This is a genomic window from Sphingobium sp. TB-6 (genome assembly GCF_012927365.1).
Lineage (GTDB): Bacteria > Pseudomonadota > Alphaproteobacteria > Sphingomonadales > Sphingomonadaceae > Sphingobium.
On record NZ_JABBGL010000001.1, the window covers coordinates 265,491 to 285,268 of the forward strand.

General features: G+C 60.3%; 18 protein-coding genes and 1 pseudogene. 15 read left to right on the plus strand and 4 right to left on the minus strand.

Annotation, left to right across the window (positions count from 1 at the left end):
- Positions 1-85: 85 nt before the first annotated feature.
- The gene (locus HHL26_RS01095; RefSeq protein WP_346765556.1) at positions 86-940 is read left to right on the plus strand and encodes an SDR family oxidoreductase; all 855 of its coding nucleotides are present in this window, start codon (positions 86-88) and stop codon (positions 938-940) included.
- Positions 941-1,117: 177 nt separating this feature from the next.
- Here HHL26_RS01095 and HHL26_RS01100 read toward each other — a convergent pair whose 3' ends face one another.
- On the minus strand, positions 1,118-1,627 hold the full coding sequence (locus HHL26_RS01100) for a hypothetical protein (RefSeq protein WP_169575756.1): 510 nt from the start codon (positions 1,625-1,627) through the stop codon (positions 1,118-1,120).
- Between the two features lie 224 nt (positions 1,628-1,851).
- Here HHL26_RS01100 and bktB point away from each other — a divergent pair, with 224 nt between their 5' ends.
- Both bktB and HHL26_RS01110 read left to right on the plus strand, forming a co-directional pair.
- Positions 1,852-3,036 carry a beta-ketothiolase BktB gene (gene bktB, locus HHL26_RS01105; protein WP_087575829.1) on the plus strand — a complete coding sequence of 395 codons (1,185 nt, stop codon included), beginning with the start codon at positions 1,852-1,854 and terminating at the stop codon, positions 3,034-3,036.
- Between the two features lie 66 nt (positions 3,037-3,102).
- Positions 3,103-4,419 (plus strand): acyl-CoA dehydrogenase family protein, encoded by a 1,317-nt coding sequence (locus tag HHL26_RS01110; protein WP_169575757.1) that lies wholly within the window; start codon positions 3,103-3,105, stop codon positions 4,417-4,419.
- A gap of 93 nt (positions 4,420-4,512) precedes the next feature.
- On the opposite strand, the gene HHL26_RS01115 is transcribed toward HHL26_RS01110, so the two are convergent.
- Together HHL26_RS01115 and HHL26_RS01120 are read right to left on the minus strand one after the other, a co-directional pair.
- Positions 4,513-5,508 (minus strand): alpha/beta hydrolase, encoded by a 996-nt coding sequence (locus tag HHL26_RS01115; RefSeq protein WP_240962253.1) that lies wholly within the window; start codon positions 5,506-5,508, stop codon positions 4,513-4,515.
- Between the two features lie 99 nt (positions 5,509-5,607).
- Positions 5,608-6,309: a GntR family transcriptional regulator gene (locus tag HHL26_RS01120; protein ID WP_169575758.1), complete on the minus strand. Its 702-nt coding sequence runs from the start codon at positions 6,307-6,309 to the stop codon at positions 5,608-5,610.
- Between the two features lie 223 nt (positions 6,310-6,532).
- On the opposite strand from HHL26_RS01120, the gene HHL26_RS01125 reads away from it, so the two are divergent.
- The 5 genes and pseudogenes from HHL26_RS01125 (at position 6,533) to HHL26_RS01145 (ending at position 10,402) form a co-directional block, all read left to right on the plus strand.
- Positions 6,533-7,285 (plus strand): SDR family oxidoreductase, encoded by a 753-nt coding sequence (locus HHL26_RS01125; RefSeq protein ID WP_169575759.1) that lies wholly within the window; start codon positions 6,533-6,535, stop codon positions 7,283-7,285.
- 7 nt (positions 7,286-7,292) lie between these two features.
- Complete coding sequence (locus HHL26_RS01130; RefSeq protein WP_087574670.1) at positions 7,293-8,000, plus strand: CoA transferase subunit A; 708 nt, start codon at positions 7,293-7,295, stop codon at positions 7,998-8,000.
- The gene (locus HHL26_RS01135; RefSeq protein ID WP_169575760.1) at positions 8,000-8,644 is read left to right on the plus strand and encodes a 3-oxoacid CoA-transferase subunit B; all 645 of its coding nucleotides are present in this window, start codon (positions 8,000-8,002) and stop codon (positions 8,642-8,644) included. The genes HHL26_RS01130 and HHL26_RS01135 overlap by 1 nt, the downstream gene beginning before the upstream one ends.
- Positions 8,645-8,655: 11 nt before the next feature.
- Positions 8,656-8,805: pseudogene (locus HHL26_RS01140) on the plus strand (acyl-CoA dehydrogenase); the annotation flags it as partial.
- 310 nt (positions 8,806-9,115) lie between these two features.
- Positions 9,116-10,402, plus strand: coding sequence for an integrase arm-type DNA-binding domain-containing protein (locus tag HHL26_RS01145; RefSeq protein ID WP_169575761.1), 1,287 nt, complete (start codon positions 9,116-9,118; stop codon positions 10,400-10,402).
- Here HHL26_RS01145 and HHL26_RS01150 read toward each other — a convergent pair.
- Positions 10,387-10,584 carry an AlpA family phage regulatory protein gene (locus HHL26_RS01150; RefSeq protein WP_066563399.1) on the minus strand — a complete coding sequence of 66 codons (198 nt, stop codon included), beginning with the start codon at positions 10,582-10,584 and terminating at the stop codon, positions 10,387-10,389. The two genes, HHL26_RS01145 and HHL26_RS01150, sit on opposite strands and share 16 nt — an antisense overlap.
- Before the next feature lie 180 nt (positions 10,585-10,764).
- Between HHL26_RS01150 and HHL26_RS01155 the strand changes: the two genes are divergently transcribed.
- From HHL26_RS01155 to HHL26_RS01185, 7 genes are all read left to right on the plus strand, one after another.
- Positions 10,765-11,568 carry a fructosamine kinase family protein gene (locus tag HHL26_RS01155; RefSeq protein WP_169575762.1) on the plus strand — a complete coding sequence of 268 codons (804 nt, stop codon included), beginning with the start codon at positions 10,765-10,767 and terminating at the stop codon, positions 11,566-11,568.
- 353 nt (positions 11,569-11,921) lie between these two features.
- Entirely contained in the window at positions 11,922-14,006 is a 2,085-nt protein-coding gene (locus HHL26_RS01160) for an AAA family ATPase (RefSeq protein WP_169575763.1), read from the plus strand.
- A 136-nt stretch (positions 14,007-14,142) separates the two neighbouring features.
- A complete protein-coding gene (locus tag HHL26_RS01165) occupies positions 14,143-15,141 on the plus strand; it encodes an ABC-three component system protein (RefSeq protein ID WP_169575764.1) in 999 nt (332 codons plus the stop codon).
- Positions 15,129-15,638 carry an ABC-three component system middle component 2 gene (locus tag HHL26_RS01170; RefSeq protein WP_169575765.1) on the plus strand — a complete coding sequence of 170 codons (510 nt, stop codon included), beginning with the start codon at positions 15,129-15,131 and terminating at the stop codon, positions 15,636-15,638. The genes HHL26_RS01165 and HHL26_RS01170 overlap by 13 nt, the downstream gene beginning before the upstream one ends.
- Positions 15,635-17,536 (plus strand): hypothetical protein, encoded by a 1,902-nt coding sequence (locus HHL26_RS01175; RefSeq protein WP_169575766.1) that lies wholly within the window; start codon positions 15,635-15,637, stop codon positions 17,534-17,536. Before HHL26_RS01170 ends, HHL26_RS01175 begins: the two co-directional genes overlap by 4 nt.
- 11 nt (positions 17,537-17,547) lie before the next feature.
- Positions 17,548-18,672 carry a hypothetical protein gene (locus HHL26_RS01180; protein ID WP_240962254.1) on the plus strand — a complete coding sequence of 375 codons (1,125 nt, stop codon included), beginning with the start codon at positions 17,548-17,550 and terminating at the stop codon, positions 18,670-18,672.
- Positions 18,666-19,637 (plus strand): competence protein CoiA family protein, encoded by a 972-nt coding sequence (locus HHL26_RS01185; protein WP_169575767.1) that lies wholly within the window; start codon positions 18,666-18,668, stop codon positions 19,635-19,637. Before HHL26_RS01180 ends, HHL26_RS01185 begins: the two co-directional genes overlap by 7 nt.
- Positions 19,638-19,778: the final 141 nt, after the last annotated feature.

Sequence of the window (19,778 nt, forward strand, 5' to 3'; positions counted from 1 at the left end):
GAAATCGGAAATGGACGAGGCTACGCCGTGAGGCGTAGCCGGATCGGGGAGAGATGTGGTGATTGACCTGAACGGAAAATGCGTCGTGATTACCGGGGCTGCGGCGGGAATTGGCCGCGCCTGCGCCGTGGCGATCGCTTCGCGCGGCGCGAAAATAATAGTCAATGATATTAACGGCGATGAACTGGACAAGCTTGTCTCCGAAATTGGCGCGAGCGGCGGAATAGCCATCGCCCACGAAGCGAATATCGGCAACTGGGACGCTGCGGGCGGCTTGATTGAGCGCTGCGTGAAGGAATTCGGCTCGATAAGCGGATTGATCAATAATGCCGGAATTTTCCGCATGGAAATGGTTGAGGAACTCAATCCTCGCGATCTCGCCACCTTGTGGGAAGTAAACGTCCTGGGCACCATCGGGTGCAGTCATCACGCCCTGCGCTTCATGCGGGCGGCTGGCGGCGGTTCGATCATCAACACTGTATCGGGCGCTCAATCCGGCATGGTCGGCATGGCGGCCTATGGGGCGACCAAGGGGGCAGTGGCATCCTTTACCTATGCGATGGCGGCTGAAGTGAAGGGAAGTTCGGTAAGGGTTAATGCGGTTTCGCCTCGCGCGGGTACCCAGATGCGGAACATATCCAGTTCCTTCCGGTCTTCGCACGGTATGCCCGCAGGCGAAAACCGTCCGGAATCGCCGTTCCTGAATACGCCGGTCTATGAATATCTGCTTTCCGACGCGTCGAGGGAAGTGAATGGACAGGTGGTGAGGATCAGCGGGCTCGAACTGTCGCTCTACACCCATCCCCAGGTCATGGCGCCCGTTCTGAACCAGCCGGTCTGGACAGCCGAACTGGTGGACGAGGCATTTCGCTCCGCCCTTCTTGCGGTACAGGCTCCGCTCGGAATCGGGGCGCCTGTAGAGGTTTTTCCGAAGCTTTAACCTCAGGCCGGCATGGTGCGCGGCCCGTCTCCCGCTTCCCGTGACGAGCGTCGCCATGCTGGGCTGGTCGTCGCGTGCGGGACGATCGGTAACCCGAAATAGAACATGCTCCGACTCAATCCGGTCGGAGCATGTTCTAGTCGCAGCGGGGCGACATCGACGCCCGGGGGCAAGTCGTCAGGCGACCGCCGATACCTTCCTGAAGTGCTTCTGGATCATCGGATGACCCTCAGGGTCATACACATGCGAGACCATCCTCGATCCATCTTCGCTCAGGCGACGAAGCATGGTGTAGTTCATGACGCCGTTCATATCGAGGCTCAGGCGATAATGCGATCGATTGTCCACATATATCTGCTTGACCATCCCGACGGCTAGCCCGGGTTTGAAACCGTTGATCTCGATCCACGTATTCTGACCTTCAGGCGTCGAGAGATCGCCCTCTACCCGATCGAGCACGTAAGGCACCCAATCCGCCTGATCGTAGGCGCACTGATAACCCATATAGGCGAAAATGCCCGGCTGACTCTCATTCTTGTGCGTGTAGGCCATCACATTGCCGAAATGCTGCATCGAGATTGTCTGGCTCAGCCATGGTTCCGGCACCCATTGGCCGGTCTCGTAGGACCAGATCTTGGATCTTTCGGTGTCCATTTCCCAAATGCCCTCAAAGCCCTTGGCGTCCAAAATCCTGCTCATAACCCTCCTTCACACCCTGTAACGGGATTTTATCATACATCTATGTCCTACATTATTGGAAATAAGTCAAGCCGGCATTCCGATTTATGGCTCAATATTGTAGGACAAAAATGCTTTAAATCTTGACCTTTCGGCCTGAGGTGATAGTTTCGGGCGGATCGCGGCAGAGACGCTTGTCGAGCGCGGGCGCGCGAGGTTGGGAGGCCCATTCCATGTTCAGTGACGTTGTTATCGTGTCGGCGGTTCGCACGGCCATCGGAGACTTCGGCGGAAGTCTGAAGGATATATCCCCCTCCGAACTCGGCCGGCTGGTGATCCAGGAGGCTGTGCATCGCGCGGGCCTGCTGCCCGCCGATATCCAGCATATCGTCATGGGACAGGTCATCCAGAGCGATCCGAAGGACATATTTCTGGCGCGCATAGCGGCGGTAAAGGCGGGCATTCCGACGAGCGCTCCGGCCCTGACGCTGAACCGGCTCTGCGGGTCGGGGGTGCAGGCGATCGTCTCTGCGGCCCAGATGATTCGTCTGGGCGAATGCCAGACAGCGGTGGCGGGGGGAGCGGAAAGCATGAGCCGGGCGCCTCATATCGTACCGGCCATGCGCTGGGGAAAGCGGATGGGCGAAGCGCCGATGCTCGACGCGATGCTGGAGGCGCTGCACGATCCATTCGGCCATGGTCATATGGGCGTGACCGCCGAAAATGTGGCACAACGCCACGCCATCAGCCGACGGACGCAGGATGAAGCGGCGGTGGAGAGCCATCGCCGCGCCGCGCGCGCCATCGCAGAAGGCCGGTTCGAGGAACAGATACTGCCGGTCGAGATACGTACGCGCAAGGGGACAACCTTGTTCCGCACCGATGAGCATGTACGCGCCGACGCCGATCTCGACAGCATGAGCCAGTTGAAGCCCGCCTTTTTGAAGGAGAATGGCACCGTCACGGCCGGCAATGCCTCCGGCCTGAACGACGGTGCGGCCGCCCTGGTGCTGATGAGCGGCGAGGAGGCGGCACGGAAATCCGTGCAGCCGATGGCGCGCATTCTGGGCTGGGGGCATGCCGGCGTCGATCCGGAGGTGATGGGGCTTGGCCCTGTGAAGGCGGTGCCGCTCGCGCTGAAAAGCGCCGGGCTGGCGCTTTCCGATATCGATGTGATCGAAAGCAATGAGGCCTTCGCGGCGCAGGCCTGCGCGGTTGCCAGCGAGCTGGGCCTCGATCCCGAGCGGACCAATCCCAATGGAAGCGGCATCTCGCTGGGTCATCCGGTGGGCGCTACCGGAGCTATCATCACCGTAAAGGCGATCTACGAGCTGAAGCGTATCGGCGGGCGCTATGGGCTTGTGACGATGTGCATCGGCGGCGGTCAGGGTATTGCCATGGTGATCGAGCGGATCTGATCGTCATACAGGAAAGATTGCCGGCATCAGGGCGGCGCGACGGTTGTCGAACAAGGAACAGGATCGATGGATATTAATCCGAGCAAGAAAAGTGTGGAGTTGGGAGAACGCCTGAAGGATTTCATGGCGGAACATGTCTATCCCAATGAGCGCCAATATTATCTGGAGGCGGAACGGCTCGGTCCATGGGCCGTCTATCCCATCGTGGAAAAGCTGAAACCGCTGGCCCGCGATGCCGGGCTGTGGAACCTGTTCCTGCCGGTGCACGAGTGCGAGGAAGGGTTGAGCAATGTGGACTATGCGCCTCTGTGCGAAATCATGGGACGATCGCTTTTCGCGCCCGAAATCTTCAACTGTTCGGCGCCCGATACCGGGAATATGGAAACCATCCTGCGTTACGGCACGCAGGAGCAGAAGGACCGCTGGCTGAAGCCGCTGCTGGCGGGCGATATCCGTTCCTCTTTCGCCATGACCGAACCTGAAGTGGCCTCGTCCGACGCCACCAACATCGGCACCTCCATCATGCGCGATGGCGACGAATATGTCATAAACGGACGCAAATGGTACACCACCGGCGCCACCGATCCGCGCTGCAAGATCCTTATCGTCATGGGCAAATCCGATCCTGAAGGGGAAGACGCCTATCGCCGTCAGTCCATGATCCTGGTGCCGAAGGATACGCCGGGCGTTCGGGTCGTGCGTGCGCTGCCGGTCCTCGGCTCCTATGGAGTGCCGGACAAGGCGGCGGAGGTGTTTTTCGACAATGTCCGTGTGCCGACGACCAATATCCTGCTGGGAGAAGGGCGCGGTTTCGAGATCGCACAGGGGCGGCTGGGGCCGGGGCGCATCCATCACTGCATGCGGCTCATCGGCCTGTGCGAGCGGGTGCTGGAGCGGATGTGCCGACGGGCGGAGCAGCGCTTTCCGTTCGGCCGTGCGCTTTCCGAGCAGACGGTGACGCTGGAACGCATCGCCGAGGCGCGCATCAGGATTGAGCAGGCGCGGCTGCTGACGATGAAGGCGGCCTGGATGATGGACACCGTCGGAAACAAGGCGGCGCGTCAGGAAATCGCCATGATCAAGGTCGTCGCGCCCCTGATGGCGCAGCAGATCGTGGACTGGGCCATCCAGATATTCGGCGGTGGCGGCACCAATAATGATCATTATCTGGCGGCGGCACTTGCCACCGCACGTCTGCTGCGTCTGGCCGACGGCCCGGACGAGGTGCACCGCAATCAGATTGCGAGGCTGGAAATGGCGCGATACCGGGGTACCGATCCGGCACGCAGCGGCGGCAATGCTGACGTGCTGTCACGGGAAGAAGCGGAAATGATGGCGCGCGAGGGCGGTTGGCCGAAGCCCGCAGGCTGGGATCTGGGCTGACGCACTATCGGTATCGCCATGATGGGAGGGTTCCTATCATGGTGATGGCCGCTGGGCTATCGATCCCGCGTCAAAATCCCGGCCATGCCTGGCTCAGGACGGGGACGCTTTACGCCAGATCCGCTGGGCCCAGCCGCGCAGATCGCCGAGCAATTCCGCATCTTCCGGCGCACCCATGAAACCGCCATGAGGCATGGCTTCCATGACTATCAGTTCGCTCGGCACGCCCGCACGGTGGAGTGTATGGTGAAAGCGGACCGCATTGGAAAGGAACAGGTCGCGGGTTCCGGTCGAGATTATCGTCGGCGGGAAGCCCTTCGAGAAATCGGCAAAGAGCGGCGACAACATCGGATCGCGCAGGTCGTGGCCGTTCGCATAGAGGATGTTGATGGGCATCAGGCTGTCGCGCAGCACCACATCCACGCCGCGATTGGTCTGGAAGCTGTCGCCTGACTCGGTCAGGTCGATTTCCGGGGTCTGGAGGATCAGACCGGCGGGGAAGGGCGCGCCCATCTCGCGCAGGCGCAGCATCAGCGCCGCGGCCAGATTGCCGCCGGCCGAGGCTCCTTGGACAATGATCCGCTCGGCGGGGTGCAGCTCAAGAAGCGCGAGGAAGGCCGCCACACAATCGTCGAGCGGCGTCGGATAGGGGAAATCCGGTGGCATGCGGTAATCGGGCGCGAAGACCTCCACGCCATATTCCGTCGCCGCCTTCAGCGCGAACCGCCGCACGAGATCGCCCCCGCCCAGGATCAATCCTCCGCCATGCAGATCGAACAGGATGTCGGGGGTTCCATTTGCGGCACTGCGCGGCACTGCGCGGTAGGACGGGACGCCGCCCAGATCGACCGGTTCGGCCTGGCTGGCGTCGTTGTGCGCCGCCGTGAATATCATCGCGCTCATGCCCTCGTCGCTGGCCTTTATCATCGCCTTCCACGAAGCGAGATCGTCGCTGGCCGGATAAGCAGTCGTTTCGCCGCGCGCAAAGGCCGCCAGCATTTCCCTGGCCTGACTACTTACCGACATGGGCAGCGGAATCTGGCGCTCGGCCACGTGCAAGGGTTCGAAATCCATCTGGTCGCTATCCATTCTTCATTCCAAGCTGGTCAGTTTCAAGGTTCAGCGGAGTGGGGTGACGGACCGATGGTCAGTAAATCGGAAAGCACCCGATCGGCAGCCAACGCCAAATCAGACGAGAGCGGCAAAAGCTTCATCGGGGGCTCTGGCGAAGCGTTCCCGTGAACGGCGCATGTGCCGCCGCATGGCGCTCTCGGCAGTCTTGGGTTCACCCGCAAGAACTGCTTTGGTAATCGCGGCATATTCGTCGAGTTGCGCCTGCCGGTCCTGCGCAGTGAGATAGGGCATGATCTGAAGGCGCAGCAACTGAATCTGTGTTGTCGGCAGAAGGCGCGCCAGTTGAATATTGCCCGCTATGGCCAGGAGCGTGTCGTAGAAGTGATGGCGCTGCCCGATGAACAGGGCATCTTCGCCATGCCGATTGCCTTGACCGCCAAGGATTTCATAGGCGTCCCGCATGAGCTTGGCATTCTGGTCCCTGTTCGCGGCTTCGGCTGCCAGACGGGCCATCAGACATGTCAGCACTTCGAGCACTTCCAGCATTTCGTCGGCGTCCAGACGGCCATAGGCGCGGATATAGGCGCCACGATGCCGCGTCAGCGTGATCACTCCCTCCGCCGCCAATCGCTTGAGCGCCTCGCGCACGGGGCCGCGACTGACGCCTACGGCGTCGGTAAGGCCCGCTTCGATCAACTTCTGACCGGGCACATATCGAGCCGACCATATACCACGGATGATGGCATCGACGACGCGGTCGGAGGAACTGACCGTGTCATCGTCGATTTCCGGGAGATCGGCTTTCTGAAGATACATTTGCCACCCTGAGGCTAGGATATTCGTCGGCAGTCGTGTTTCGGCCATTTTCATGTTACGAAATTGTACAACAGATTTATTGTTAGCACAATCGACCGCTCTTGCAAGCGTGGATCGCGCGGTTACGCCGGGCTGGAGATTAATCCCGATCCTCGATCTATGCCCCATTGATTGTTATACAATAATGTCCTATTAGATAATGAAACAAAAAGGGACGGATGCGATGAATCGGTGGCGGCTTGACGGGAAGGTGGCTCTGGTGACGGGCGCCTCGGGCGGGATCGGCGCTTATTTCGCGCAGGTGCTGGCGTCGGCCGGAGCCGAGGTCGTGATCGGCGCGCGCCGCGAGGATGCGATGAAGTCTGTGGCTGACGATATCCGTGCTGCAGGAGGGCGATGCGAGACGGTGGCGCTGGATGTTGCCGACGCGGCCAGCATCGCCGCGATCCAGCCGGTCCTCGACCGGGTCGACATTCTGGTCAACAATGCTGGCGTCGTCCGCAATGGCGCGGCGCTCGACCAGAGCGAAGGCGACTGGGACGCGGTGATCGACACCAACCTCAAGGGCATGTTCCTGATGTCCCAGGCCGTGGCAAGGGCTCTGCGCGCCCGCGGTGCGGGTGGGTCGATCATCAACATCGCCTCGATCCTGGGCCTGCGGCAGGCGGGGGCGGTGCTGCCCTATGCCGTATCCAAGTCCGGCGCGATCCAGTTGACCAAGTCGCTTGCGCTGGAACTCGCGCGCTTCGGCATCCGCGTCAATGCGCTGGCCCCCGGCTATCTCGCGACCGAGCTTAACGGCGAGTTCTGGGAAAGCGACGCAGGCCGGGCGATGATGAAGCGCATTCCCCAGCGCCGCCTTGGCCAGCTTGAGGATCTTGACGGCCCGCTGTTGCTGCTCGCTTCCGACCTGTCCGCCTATATGACCGGATCGGTGATCGAGGTCGACGGCGGCCATCTCGTCAGCTCACTCTGAGGACATCATGGTACAGAAAATCCATCCAGATGCGCCGTCCGCGCTTGCCGGTCTGCTGTTCGACGGCATGACCATCGCGGCGGGCGGCTTCGGCCTTTGCGGCATTCCCGAAACGCTGATCCAGGCGCTGGTCGACAGCGGCACCACCGGCATTACCGCTGTTTCGAACAATGCCGGGGTCGATGATTTCGGCCTCGGCAAGCTGCTGCGCACGCGTCAGATTGCCAAGATGGTCAGCTCCTATGTCGGGGAGAATAAGGAGTTCGAACGGCAATATCTGGCCGGGGAGCTGGAGATCGAATTTTGTCCGCAGGGCACGCTGGCCGAACGGATGCGCGCGGGCGGGGCCGGTATCCCCGGCTTCTACACGCGCACCGGCGTCGGCACGCTGATCGCGGAGGGTAAGGAGACGAAGGTTTTCGACGGCGAGACCTTCGTGCTCGAACGCGGCATCGTCGCCGATCTGGCGATCGTCAAAGCGTGGAAGGGCGACCCCTACGGCAATCTCGTCTTCCGCAAATCGGCGCGCAACTTCAACCCGATGGCCGCGACCTGCGGCCGGGTGACGGTCGCCGAGGTGGAGGAGCTTGTCGGACCGGGCGAGTTGGAGCCCGACCAGATCCATACGCCGGGCGTGTTCGTGCAGCGGCTGATCCTCGCGACGCATAATGAAAAGCGCATCGAACAACGCACCATCCGCAAGGAGGCCCAATAATGCCCTGGACGAGGGATGAAATGGCGGCGCTCGCCGCCGCCGAGTTGCAGGACGGCTTCTACGTCAATCTGGGTATCGGCATACCCACGCTGGTCGCCAACCATATCGCGCCCGGCATCGACGTGACCCTGCAGTCTGAGAACGGGATGCTCGGCCTCGGCCCCTTCCCGACGGAGGCCGAGGTGGACGCCGACATCATCAACGCCGGCAAGCAGACGATCACCGAACTTGACCGGACCAGCTACGTCTCCTCGGCGGACAGCTTCGGCATGATCCGCGGAGGCCATATCCAACTGTCGGTGCTCGGCGCGATGGAGGTTGCCGAAAATGGCGATCTCGCCAACTGGATGGTGCCCGGCAAGATGGTGAAGGGCCCGGGCGGAGCAATGGATCTGGTCGCGGGCGTGCGGCGGATCATCGTGCTGATGGATCATGTCGACAAGCAGGGCACGGCCAAGTTCCGCAGGAGCTGCACGCTGCCGCTGACGGGGGCCAATGTTGTCGACATGATCATCACCAATCTGGCCATTTTCGAACGTCCTGACCGGCAATCGGCCTTTCTGTTGCGCCGCCTGGCGCCTGGGATCACCGCGCAGGAGGTACGGGATCTGACCGAAGCAGAATATGAAGAGGCATTGGCATGAACGGCATCGGCATGGACCGGGCGATGGAGATCGCTGATCGCGTCGAGGCGTTCGTTCGCGACATTATCATCCCCTATGAACGCGACCCGCGCCGCGACAGCCATGGGCCAAGCGATGCGCTCGTCCAGGAGATGCGTGCCAAAGCGCGGGAAGCGGGCGTGCTCCCTGTAGCCGCACAAATCTGCGATTTTCGGCTGATTGATATTCGGCGGATTTTTAACCTGACGGTTTTTGGTACCGCCAAGCGCAGGTTCGAATCCTGCCCCCGCAACCAAAATTTGGTCCAAATGGACCAACAAAGCCTCAAAAGATCGCCGAAAAAACTGCTGTTTTCAAGCAGTTATCTCATGTAACATGGTCTCCTATGGGATCATGACCGCTCAGGTGGTTTGCATGGGATTTGTTGGTCTTTTTGTTGGTCTTTGGAACAGGATTTCAAATCCCACGCACCGTTTTCAGGAGTCCTGACCGGTGCTGACCAACAGTCTCATTCAATCGATTTTACCCTCCGAACGCCCCGTCAAGAAAGCCGATGGCGGCGGCCTGCACATCTGCGTCCTGCCCAACGGCAAGGCCCAGTGGCGCCTTTCCTACCGCTTCGACTACAGGCAGAAGACGCTCAAGGGCGGCACCTATCCCGAGGTCAGCATCGACCGCGCGCGGGTATGGCGCGAGGAGATGAAGGCGCTCCTCGCCGAGGGGAAAGACCCGGCCCACATCCGCCTCCTGAAGAAATATGAGGTGAAGGCCGAGAACACGACCTTCCAGCAACTGGCCGAGGAATGGCTCGCCGTGAAACGGGAAGGGTGGTCTGCCCGCTATGCCGGCGTCATCGAGCGGCGGCTTGAGGCGGATATCTTCCCCGTCATCGGCAAGAAGAAGGTCCGGGCGATCATCCCGCAGATGATGCTCGAAGCCTTGCAGCAGATCCAGGATCGCGGCGCGCTCGAAATGGCCCATCGCGTCCGGGGCTATTGCAGCGAGATTTTCCGCTATGGCATCCCCAGCGGCCGCGTCATGTCCGATCCCTGTACCGACCTCGGCTCAGTGATGCGCAAGCGGGCGCGGGTCAAGCATCGCTCCAAGGTTCCGATCTCGGAACTGCCGCGCTTCTATGCGGCGCTCAACGCCGATTCCGGCTCACGGCTCAGCCATCTTGCCCTGCGGTGGACCATTCTCACCATGGTGCGCACGCAGGAAACCCGCCACGCCCAATGGAGCGAGTTCGAAGGCCTGGGCGGACCCAAGCCGCTGTGGCGCATTCCCGCCGAGCGCATGAAGATGCAACTGGAGCATCTGGTGCCGCTGCCGCCACAGGCCGTCGAGCTGCTCCGCGAACTCAGGGAACTCAATGTCTACGGAAAGTTCGGCAACGAGCGGTTCGGGCAATATCTTTTCCCGGTCATCGGCAACAACGATGACACGATCAGTTCGAGCCGCATGCTGGTCCTACTGCGGCGTTTGGGCGTCGGGGACAAGGCGACCGTCCATGGCTTCCGTTCGGTCGCCAGCACCATATTGAATGAATCGACGCTCTTTAACGCCGACTGGATCGAGATGCAGCTTGCCCATGTGCCGCAAGGGGTGCGGAGCGTTTACAACGCCGCGCTCTATCTCGATCCCCGCCGGAAGATGATGAAATGGTGGGCGGACTATCTCGATGACGCCGAGCGCGCTTCGAAGGCTATCGTCATCGAGGACAAGACCCCGAAGAAGAAGCCGGTCGAAGCGCTGGGCTGGTTTCAGTCGTCCTGGTAATTGGCGGGAGATCGCATCCATCGCATGATCCGCGACAGGCGCCAGGCCACTGCCCTGGCGCCTATTTTTTCGGGCGCGGGAAACGTGCCCAGATGGATGTCGCGATAGATGGAAGCCTTGGGCTTCCCGGTTTTCTGGATCACCGCCCTGAGGCGCAGAAATTGCTCACTCATATCGTCCATAGCAAACCAAGCTCCTGTCCCGGTCTGCCCGCGCCCATATTGTGCCGCTTTTACAATCGCCAATCAAGGGCCGGTCGGCGCATGGGAGAAGCGTCCTGGCACGGTTTGGGCCGTCCGTCGTCGCTATGCCTGACAGCGCAAAGCGCCTATCACTGACCGGAGATAATAAGGGATCGCTGTGTGAGGTCGATATTTGTGCGGGCGGGCCATTTGCTGGGGGCTCGTGTCGAAAGCGTGACGCAAATTTCCGGCGGCAGCCTTTCGTCGGTCAGCCGGCTTGGTTTGGTCGGTGGGGGGACGGCGATCGCGAAGACCGGCTCGCTGGTGGCCGTCGAAGCCACGATGCTGGAGGCGCTGCGCGGAAGGGGCGTGCCGACGCCGACGATCCTCGCGATGGAAGCCGAATTGCTGATCCTGGAGGATCTGCCCGCTGCGGGGCAGCTTGCCCGTGCATGGGCAAACCTTGCGGACATTCTCGATCATCTGCATCTGCCAACCGCCGGCGCCTATGGTTGGGACTCTGATTATTCCTTCGAAACCGTGGCCATTCTGAACGGTCGGAAAAGCAGCTGGATCGAATTCTGGGGCGACAACCGGCTGCGCTGCCATCTTCCCCATATTGATCGCCATTTGGGGGATCGCCTTGAGGAACTGGTCCGGCGGTTGGGCGAGTTCCTGCCGGACCATCCGCCGGCCGCCTTGCTTCATGGCGATCTTTGGGGCGGAAACATTCTGGTCAGCGACGTCAGCATATCCGGCTTGATCGATCCGGCAGCCTATTACGGCCACCGGGAAGTCGATTTGGCGATGCTCAGCTTGTTCGACAATCCTCCGGTCGCATTCTACGAAGCCTGTGGTCTCGAAGAAGGGTGGCGTGAGCGGCAACCCATATATCGCTTATGGCCGCTGCTCGTGCACGCCCGCTTGTTCGGCGACAGCTATGTCAGGCAGGCATCGGCCTGCCTGGGCGAGATTGGGTTTTAACGACCCTTTACAGCCGTTCAACGGCGATTTGTCCGTTCCCAGCTGCGGACGGTCCGGTTCTCCGGCAGCTCCCGACCAAATCCATCAGCCGGCGAGAACGGCCGCTCGCGCCTAAAGCGGCCATTGCAGCACTGAGCGCTCTGCCGTCCGTTAGCTGGCTTCATTGGCGTGTGCGATCCTAGAACGGTGTCGAGTGCGGCATGTTGTTGAACATGCTGGCCAAATAATCGAAACAGGGTGAAAGTCGGGATGTGCCATTTAGACGGAATAAAACGAACAGATATGGAACGCGAACGGTAGCGCCATAACATGGCGGCTGGTAAGGGTTGAGATCAGGGAAAGGGGAGCGTGCAATGAGGCTGCTGCAGTATCGTGTGACGAATTTCAGGTCGGTGACTGATAGCGGATGGATCGAGGCGAACGACGTCACAGCGCTCATAGGCGTCAACGAATCCGGTAAGTCGAATCTCCTCCTGCCGCTCTGGAAGCTCAAACCGGCACGGGAGGGGGACATCAGGGCGACATCCGACTTCCCCAAGACGATGTTCGCGGAGATCCGTGAACGTCCTCAGGACTACTGCTTCATCACCGCCGACTTCTCGACCGAGGCTCTGGGAGGCAAGCTCGCCGCCGCTGCCGGCATATCTCCCGAGGAGACGAAGACCGTCAGGGTCGAGCGCTACTACGACAATCGGTATTTGGTGCGCTTCCCGGACCATGTGCATTTGACCAGCGTTCCTTCGGCGGACGTCACCGGCTTTATCAGCGACGCCGTGCAGGAAATCAAAGGCATGAGTGCGCTAGTAAAGGAGGAAGTTCAGAAGTCTGAATTGGTCGCCGAACTAGAGCGGATGATCCTTGAAGTTTCAAAAGAGCCGCTCGAGGCGACGGATTTGGAAGGTCTGGCCGTGAGCCTTCGCTCACTGGCGCCGGAAGCGGTTGCGAAGTCCAGCAGCATATTCCCTCGACTGGAGGCACTTGCAACTCAGATCGATGAGCTACAGGCGAAGACCTCCGCCCCCGACCCTGGCGACCTCGAGACCGTCCGGGACGACGTCCTCGGTCGCATGCCCCGGTTCGTTTATTACTCGAACTATGGGAACCTCGATTCCGAAATCTACCTGCCGCACGTCGTCGAGAATCTCGCGCGCAACGATCTCGGTGAGAAGGAAGCCGCCAAGGCGCGGACGCTGCGCGTGCTTTTCAGCTTCGTCCGTCTCTCTCCAAACGAGATACTCGAACTCGGTCGTGACGAGACCGTGAATCCCAATACCGGACGCCCCACAGAGGAAGAGATCGCCGCCGTTGCCGAGAACAAGCGCGAACGCTCGATCCTTCTCCAGTCGGCAGGCACGACCCTCACCTCCAAATTCAAGGAATGGTGGAAGCAGGGCGACTATAGGTTCCGCTTCGAGGCTGACGGAAATCATTTCCGCATCTGGGTGGCTGACGACAGGCGGCCGGCGGAGGTCGAACTCGAAGGTCGCAGCACTGGCCTCCAGTGGTTCCTCAGCTTCTACCTGGTCTTCCTCGTGGAAAGCGAGGCCGACGGGGACCACAACAATTCCGTTCTCCTGCTGGACGAGCCCGGACTGTCGCTTCATCCACTGGCGCAGTTCGATCTTTCGCAGTTTTTCGACAGCCTCTCGACCACCAACCAGCTGATCTACACGACTCATTCGCCATTCCTTGTGCATGCCGACCGTCTCGACCGCGCAAGAAAGGTCTATGTCGACCAGCAGGGCACGACGAAGGCCACGTCAGACCTGCGCAAGGGATCGGAGGGCCAGCAGGGAGCGGCCTATGCCGTTCACTCGGCCCTTGGATTGAGCGTCGCAGACAGCCTCATGCTTGGCTGCCAGCCTGTCATCGTGGAGGGCAGTTCCGATCAGCACTATCTCACAACGATCAAGACTCTCCTCATCTCCTCGGGGAAGCTGAAGCCTGCCCGCGAACTGGTCTTCCCGCCAGCCGGGGGCACGAAGAATACGCGCATGGTTGCGAGCATCCTCACCGGTCGGGACGAGACCTTGCCCCTCATCGTCCTGGACGGTGACGAAATGGGCAAGAAGCTGGCGAAAGAGATCAGCTCCAGCCTCTACAAGGAGGCGACGGATCGGGTCATCGTCATCGACGACCATACGGGAATTCCCGGATCCGAAATCGAGGACCTGATCCCGGTCGAAGTCACCGCAGGCGTCATAGACCGTCTTTATCGGGATGCCGAGGTCGAGTTCGCTGACGTCGCCAAGTCTGATACACCCATCATCGGCCAAATCGAGGCCTGGGCCAGTGGGCAGGGTGTCACGCTTGAACAGGGTTGGAAGGTGGAACTTTCAAAGAAGATCAAGCAGTCTCTGCTGACGAAGGGAATATCGGCGGTGCCGTCGGCCTATGTCGGCCGGTGGGAGAAGCTGTTCGCGATACTGAGCGCTTGAGCCTTCCAACTGATCGTACAGACCGGCAGGTAACCGGCGCCGCAAACATGTTGAAATCGTGCGATCTAAGTTACAATTTGTTGCACGGGGCTCGCCTATTGTGCATGCTTCTCAGCGAGATACGATGGGGGAAAGCTTGATTGATTATGCAGCGCAAATCTATGCGCTGGACGATGCAGATCTAGAGCGCCTGATCGACGATTGGGTAGCATCGATGAGATCGCGCTATCCCGACAGCGATCGTTTCTCAGGCGCGGGCGACATGGGCCGCGACGTGGTTGGTTACCACACCAAGCTGCGCTTTGATGGTGCGTGGGACAATTATCAATGCAAACAGTTGCGCAAGGCGCTCGGAGAATCCGAGATGCTGCGCGAGCTCGGCAAGATTTTCTTTCATGCGGCTGCAGGTAATTTCCCCATGCCTAGTAGCTATGTGTTTATCGCGCCAAAGGGAGCGGTCCGCGCCGTCCGGACCCTGATCTCCCAGCCCAGCAAGATCGCCCCTCGGCTCATCGAGAAGTGGGACGACTGCTGCGCGACCCATCTGGTGGAAGGGCAAGTTCATCCTTTGTCGGACAAAGTATGCGCGGCGATCGACAGCTTCTCGTTCGAGAATGTCGCCTTGATGGAGGCAGGCAAGCTAGTGCGGGACGACGCGATGAAGCCGGTCCTGGTGAAATGGTTCTCGGCGGATCCTGGGGAGGCGCCGATCGGCGAGGCTCCGTCGGATCTTCAGCCAGAGGAGACGGGCTATATCGATCAACTGCTTGCCGCTTATCGCCAGCGCGGCGCGATGGCTTTGACTTGTGGCAACGACGCGCTGGCACATCCTGAACACGGCGAGCATTTTCGCGTTCAGCGCGAGCGTTTTTTCGATGCGGCGGCCTTTAAGCGCTACTACCGGGACAGCACTGAACCTCAAGTTCTTGAAGCTTTCGAAAAGGATATCTTCCACGGTGTGTTCGATACCCACCAGCTTTCGCATCCCGACGCGCTAGCCAAGATCGCCGCTGTGATGGTTGAGGCCAAGAATGTCGCCGTCGCCGGCGTGCTCGGTCGCTACGCGCGTGTGCCGGTCAAACAGGGAACCTGTCATCATTTTGCGAACAGCGGACGGCTGCCATGGGTGAAATGATTCCAGATTCCACGAGCGCAATACCCCTATTCAATAGCGCCCTCGAAACCGGGCTGCGGGCTTTGGTGGTGCTCGACGCCCTTCATCCCAGGGCCTGCTCGACGAGCGAGTTGGTCTGGTTCGATCATCTAGTGGTACACACCTCCGATCTGGAAGGGCCCGATAGCCTTCACCCCGATCTGCCCTCGCGCACAGGCGAACTGCTCGTGCGGCGGCGGCTCGTGGACGAAGGCGTTCGCCTCCTGCTCCAGGCGGAGCTCGTCAATGTCGTCGATGACGAGGAAGGGATGCGATACCAGGCCGGCGAGGAGGCTCCTTCCTTTCTCGATCTACTAGCGGTGCCCTATGCACAGACACTCAAGAACCGGGCACACTGGCTTGCGGACCATCTGGGCGCGCTGCCCGAAGCGGCGATCCGCGATGTCGTCCACCGGAGGCTTGGTCGTTGGACTCTCGAATTCCAAGGTGAAGAAACCTTGCACGAGCCCGCGGCATGACCAATCGTTTGATTTTCCGTCATCTCAGCTTCGTCGGCGAAGGCAAAGCGCCTGCACAGCTGACTTTCGAGGCCGGCGTTAATGTCGTGTACGGCGCTTCCAATACTGGCAAGTCATTTACCCTCGCTGCTCTCAAATTCGTTCTTGGAGCCTCAACGCCCCTGCCTGTAATCGAACAGATGGAAGGTTATACTGGCGTCCTGCTTGGCATCGACATTCCAGGACCGGGCAAGACGACGCTGTATCGGGGGATAGGTGGCGGCGGCATTCGCTTATATCCCGGCCTTCATCTCGATGTGCCAGAAGGTGTTGAGGCGCGGGCCCTTGCGCCTGAGCATGATGCCGCGCGCGAGGATAATCTCTCGCGGCTCATACTCATGGGCCTTGGTCTCGACGGAAAGAAGATCGTCCGCAACGAGAATGGCGAGAAGTATAATTTCAGCCTGCGATATCTCGATCCGTTCATGTTCGTAGACGAAGGCGCCATCATCGATGCGCGCAGCCCGATCCTGAGTGGACAGGTTGTCGGTGCAACGCCTGAGAAGAATGCCCTCAAGCTGCTGCTCACTGGCCAAGACGATTCAGCAGTAGTCGCGGTGGTCCCGCCGAAAATTAAGAAGGCCCGCCGGGACGGACAGCTCGAGTTGCTCGAACAGTGGATGGCGGAAATCGACAAGCAGATCGATGCCGTGGGCCTTACACGCGAACAGATCGCCGAGCAGGTCAAACGGCTGGAAGATGGGCTGAACGCCCTGCACGCAGATCTGATGCGGCGCCAAGGGCGCATCGATCACGCGACCCAAGAGCGACGACGAGCATTGGATGCGCGCGACAAGACCACGGCGCAGGCGCGGGAGATTGAGCTGACGCTCGCGCGTTTCGGCCGGCTCATGGAAGTGTATGAGTCGGACATTGCGAGGCTCGGAGCTTTGGAGCAGGGTGGGCATCTTCTGCTTGCTCGGCTCGACCGGCCTTGTCCGCTTTGCGGCGCTATAGCCGAGCATCATCATAACGATGGTAAACGCGACGTGGAACGTGCCCGCATGGCTGCCCGCGCCGAAATTGCGCGCATCGAGCGAGAACGAGAGGATCTGTTCAGCACGATAGCCCTGCTCGAAAGCGACGGCGGCGAGCACCGGATTCAACTCCGGAAGCATCGAACCCGTATCGCTGCAGCAGAGCGGCTTTTGGCTTTCTTGCGACCTCATGAATCGGGTTTACGCGAGACCTACGAGACTCGCATTGAGAAGCGGGACGAACTGCGCGACCATCTCAAGCTGTTCGAAAATCGCGACCGGCTCGTCGTGCAGCTCTCCCAAGTCACTGGCGCAAAGTCCGAGCCCAAGCAGAAGTTGTTGGTTGGCATCGACGGACCGACCGGCCATGCCTTGTCGGTGAAAATCCACGCCGTGCTTGATGCCTGGAAATTTCCGGGCGCGCCAGCAATTTCGTTCGATTCTCAATCCCAAGACATTCGTCTCGCCGGCAAGGATCGTCGCGCCAACGGCAAGGGCGTTCGCGCTGTCCTGCACTCGGCGTTCAAGGTCGCCGTAATGCTCTTATGCCAAGAGCGAAAGCTGCCACACCCAGGTATATTGGTGCTCGACACGCCACTCCTTACATATCGCGAGCCAGTGCAGGTTCCACGGCATGGTGAGTTAGCAGCTGACGAACGCGCACTGGCCGCAACAACACTGCAAGAGCATTTCTATCGACATCTTGCGAGTCTGGCAGATCGCGCGCAGTTCATCATCCTCGAGAATAGCGACCCACCGGCAACAGTTGCGCAGGATGTCACGATCCATTTGTTTACCGGCGTCCGGGGCGATGGACGCATGGGCCTGTTTCCGCCGCTCGATGGTAACAAGGCAGATGTAATCGACGAAGCGAGAGATTAGGAACAAGGTAGTTGGCCCTCATCAGCTCCACGATCATCTCGCCTGACAGTTCGCATTGGGCCAAGTGGCTCGACGCGATGTCCGCAGAGGACCACGTCCGACGCGGGCAGGCTCTATCGCTGCACGATCAGCTCCTCTCACAAGGTCGTATTCCCCTCCTGTGTTGGCACCATCTCGAAGAATTGCTCGGTGGAGACGATGCCGCCAAAGCGCGCACGCGTATTTCGTTGCTAATTTCGCTCCCCCTTATCGCATGGATACGGTTGGCGAAAGACGAGGTTGGTCTGGGATCCGCCGCACATGTGCGAGCGGCCGAGGTGATCGCCGCGAGCGAGGGGCTGAATGACCTGATCGCCATCCGTGATCGAGCCGGAGAACTGCTCCTGAAAATTGGCACCGGCAGCCAGGCCATCGGTGAGGAGGCTTGGGTCTGGGAAGCGGTTCGTCCCATGCTTCGTGCCCGCAAGCCTGAATCTGACATGGTTGCAGCTTTGGGGCCGCTGCGCACCTTCGACGAAAGCCGCACAATCGGTGAACTTTCAAAAGGTACGATCAATTCGCCGCAAGGCATGCGGACGCAACTCGGAAAAATTCATGCCAAGGCGCTTCAGGAAGCAACGCAAAGCACGGGCGGAGACACTGTTCGGGCGCGGGCGATGGCTGACGAGTTTCTCGAACGGGTGCTCGAAATGCTTCCGCCGCCGGATACAACTGTCCGTGATCTATTGGTCTCGTCGTTGGTCGATCAGGGTCTGGACGAAGCCGAGGTGCGCGATGAATGCGTACTGGCCGACCTCAGTCGGTTGGGTGTGTTCCGCAGCCAACTTCGGGTGATCGCCTCGGAGACCGGCCATTCCTTCGAGGCGCTCAAGCGGGTTCCCATGGACGTGCTGCCAAGTTGGGTGATCGCCGAAGCGCTTCGGAAACATGGTCAGGCCCGAACGCTTCGGCCGGGAAGCGATCTGCACGACAGCCATCTCGCCGTGCTCGCGGCCTATTGCGACGTACTCTATGTCGATAAGCGGACAGCCGAAGATTTCCGTCGCGCCGAGAAAAAGGAGCCACGGCTTGCCGGACTGATCGGAGAGATCGCGAAGGCCGGGGATTTCAGCGGTCTCCTGACGCCCCCATGCTAGTCGCGCTCAACAATGCTGACAATAGTCGCGTCGAAGCTGGCCACGCGGTAAAGGGGCCGTCCTATGGGTGCCCGGGGTGCAATACGGCGGTGACGCTGGCGAAGGGCCGTATTCGTCGACCCTATTTCGGGCACCGGCCCGGCGAGGTATGCTCTTATGCCGCATTGGAAACGTGGGAACATCAACAGGCGAAGGAGGATTTCGCAACGTCATACCGCAGTCGCGGCCTCAAGTGCGACGTTGAGGCCGAGGTGCTGTCAATTGATGGCGACCGGCGTGCCGACGTGTTGCTGCACGCGCCTGACGACGCCTATCGCGTCGCCCTCGAGGTTCAGAACAGCTCTCTCGACTATACTTCGTTGGAAAAGCGAACGAGCGCCTACCTCAGCGCCGATGTCGCTGTGATCTGGGTACCGATTCTCATCCGAAAGCGCATCGGGAAGGTTCAGCGTATCGCCGGCACAAACATCCTCTATGTCAGCCATTTCTCGGCGCCACCATGGCAATTATGGGTCCACGATCTACAAGGTGGGCTTTGGTATTATGACCCAGTGGCGCGCGGCATGTGGCGCGGTCGGCTTGACGACTGCATGCTTTACCGAAATCCGACTTCTTGGTTCGCGGATGGCGATCAACATAGCTCAGGCGGCCATTGGTATTCGTCCGAGCGCTGGTCGAGCCTGTTCCTGCAAGGGCCATTCGAACTTTCACGGCTGCGGGCGAAGCGAGTGAAGCGTACTCTGCGCAAGCGCCGCACTTACCATCTCCCCGGCGGCATTGGGGCCGACTTCATCCTGGCCGGCGATCCACTGGATGATGCTATGTCGGTGCGGATCGGCAAGACGAAAGCCGACGGAGCGGGCGAACTTCACTATTATCGTCCAGAGCACCAGTTCGAAGGCAAGTGGGTCGGTGCGTCGCTAGAGGCGGTGGTCCTGCCCGATTCAGTCCTGCCGTTAGGATAGGAGTTCGGTCGATGCGCAACACCGATTATATTTGCCTCGAAGATCGCGCGGCGCCGCTGTTGCTACCTTGGCCGCTAGTGGACAATCCCGGCGGATTCATCGAGATTACCAAGGCCGAAGATTGGCGCGCCTTAGTCGGCA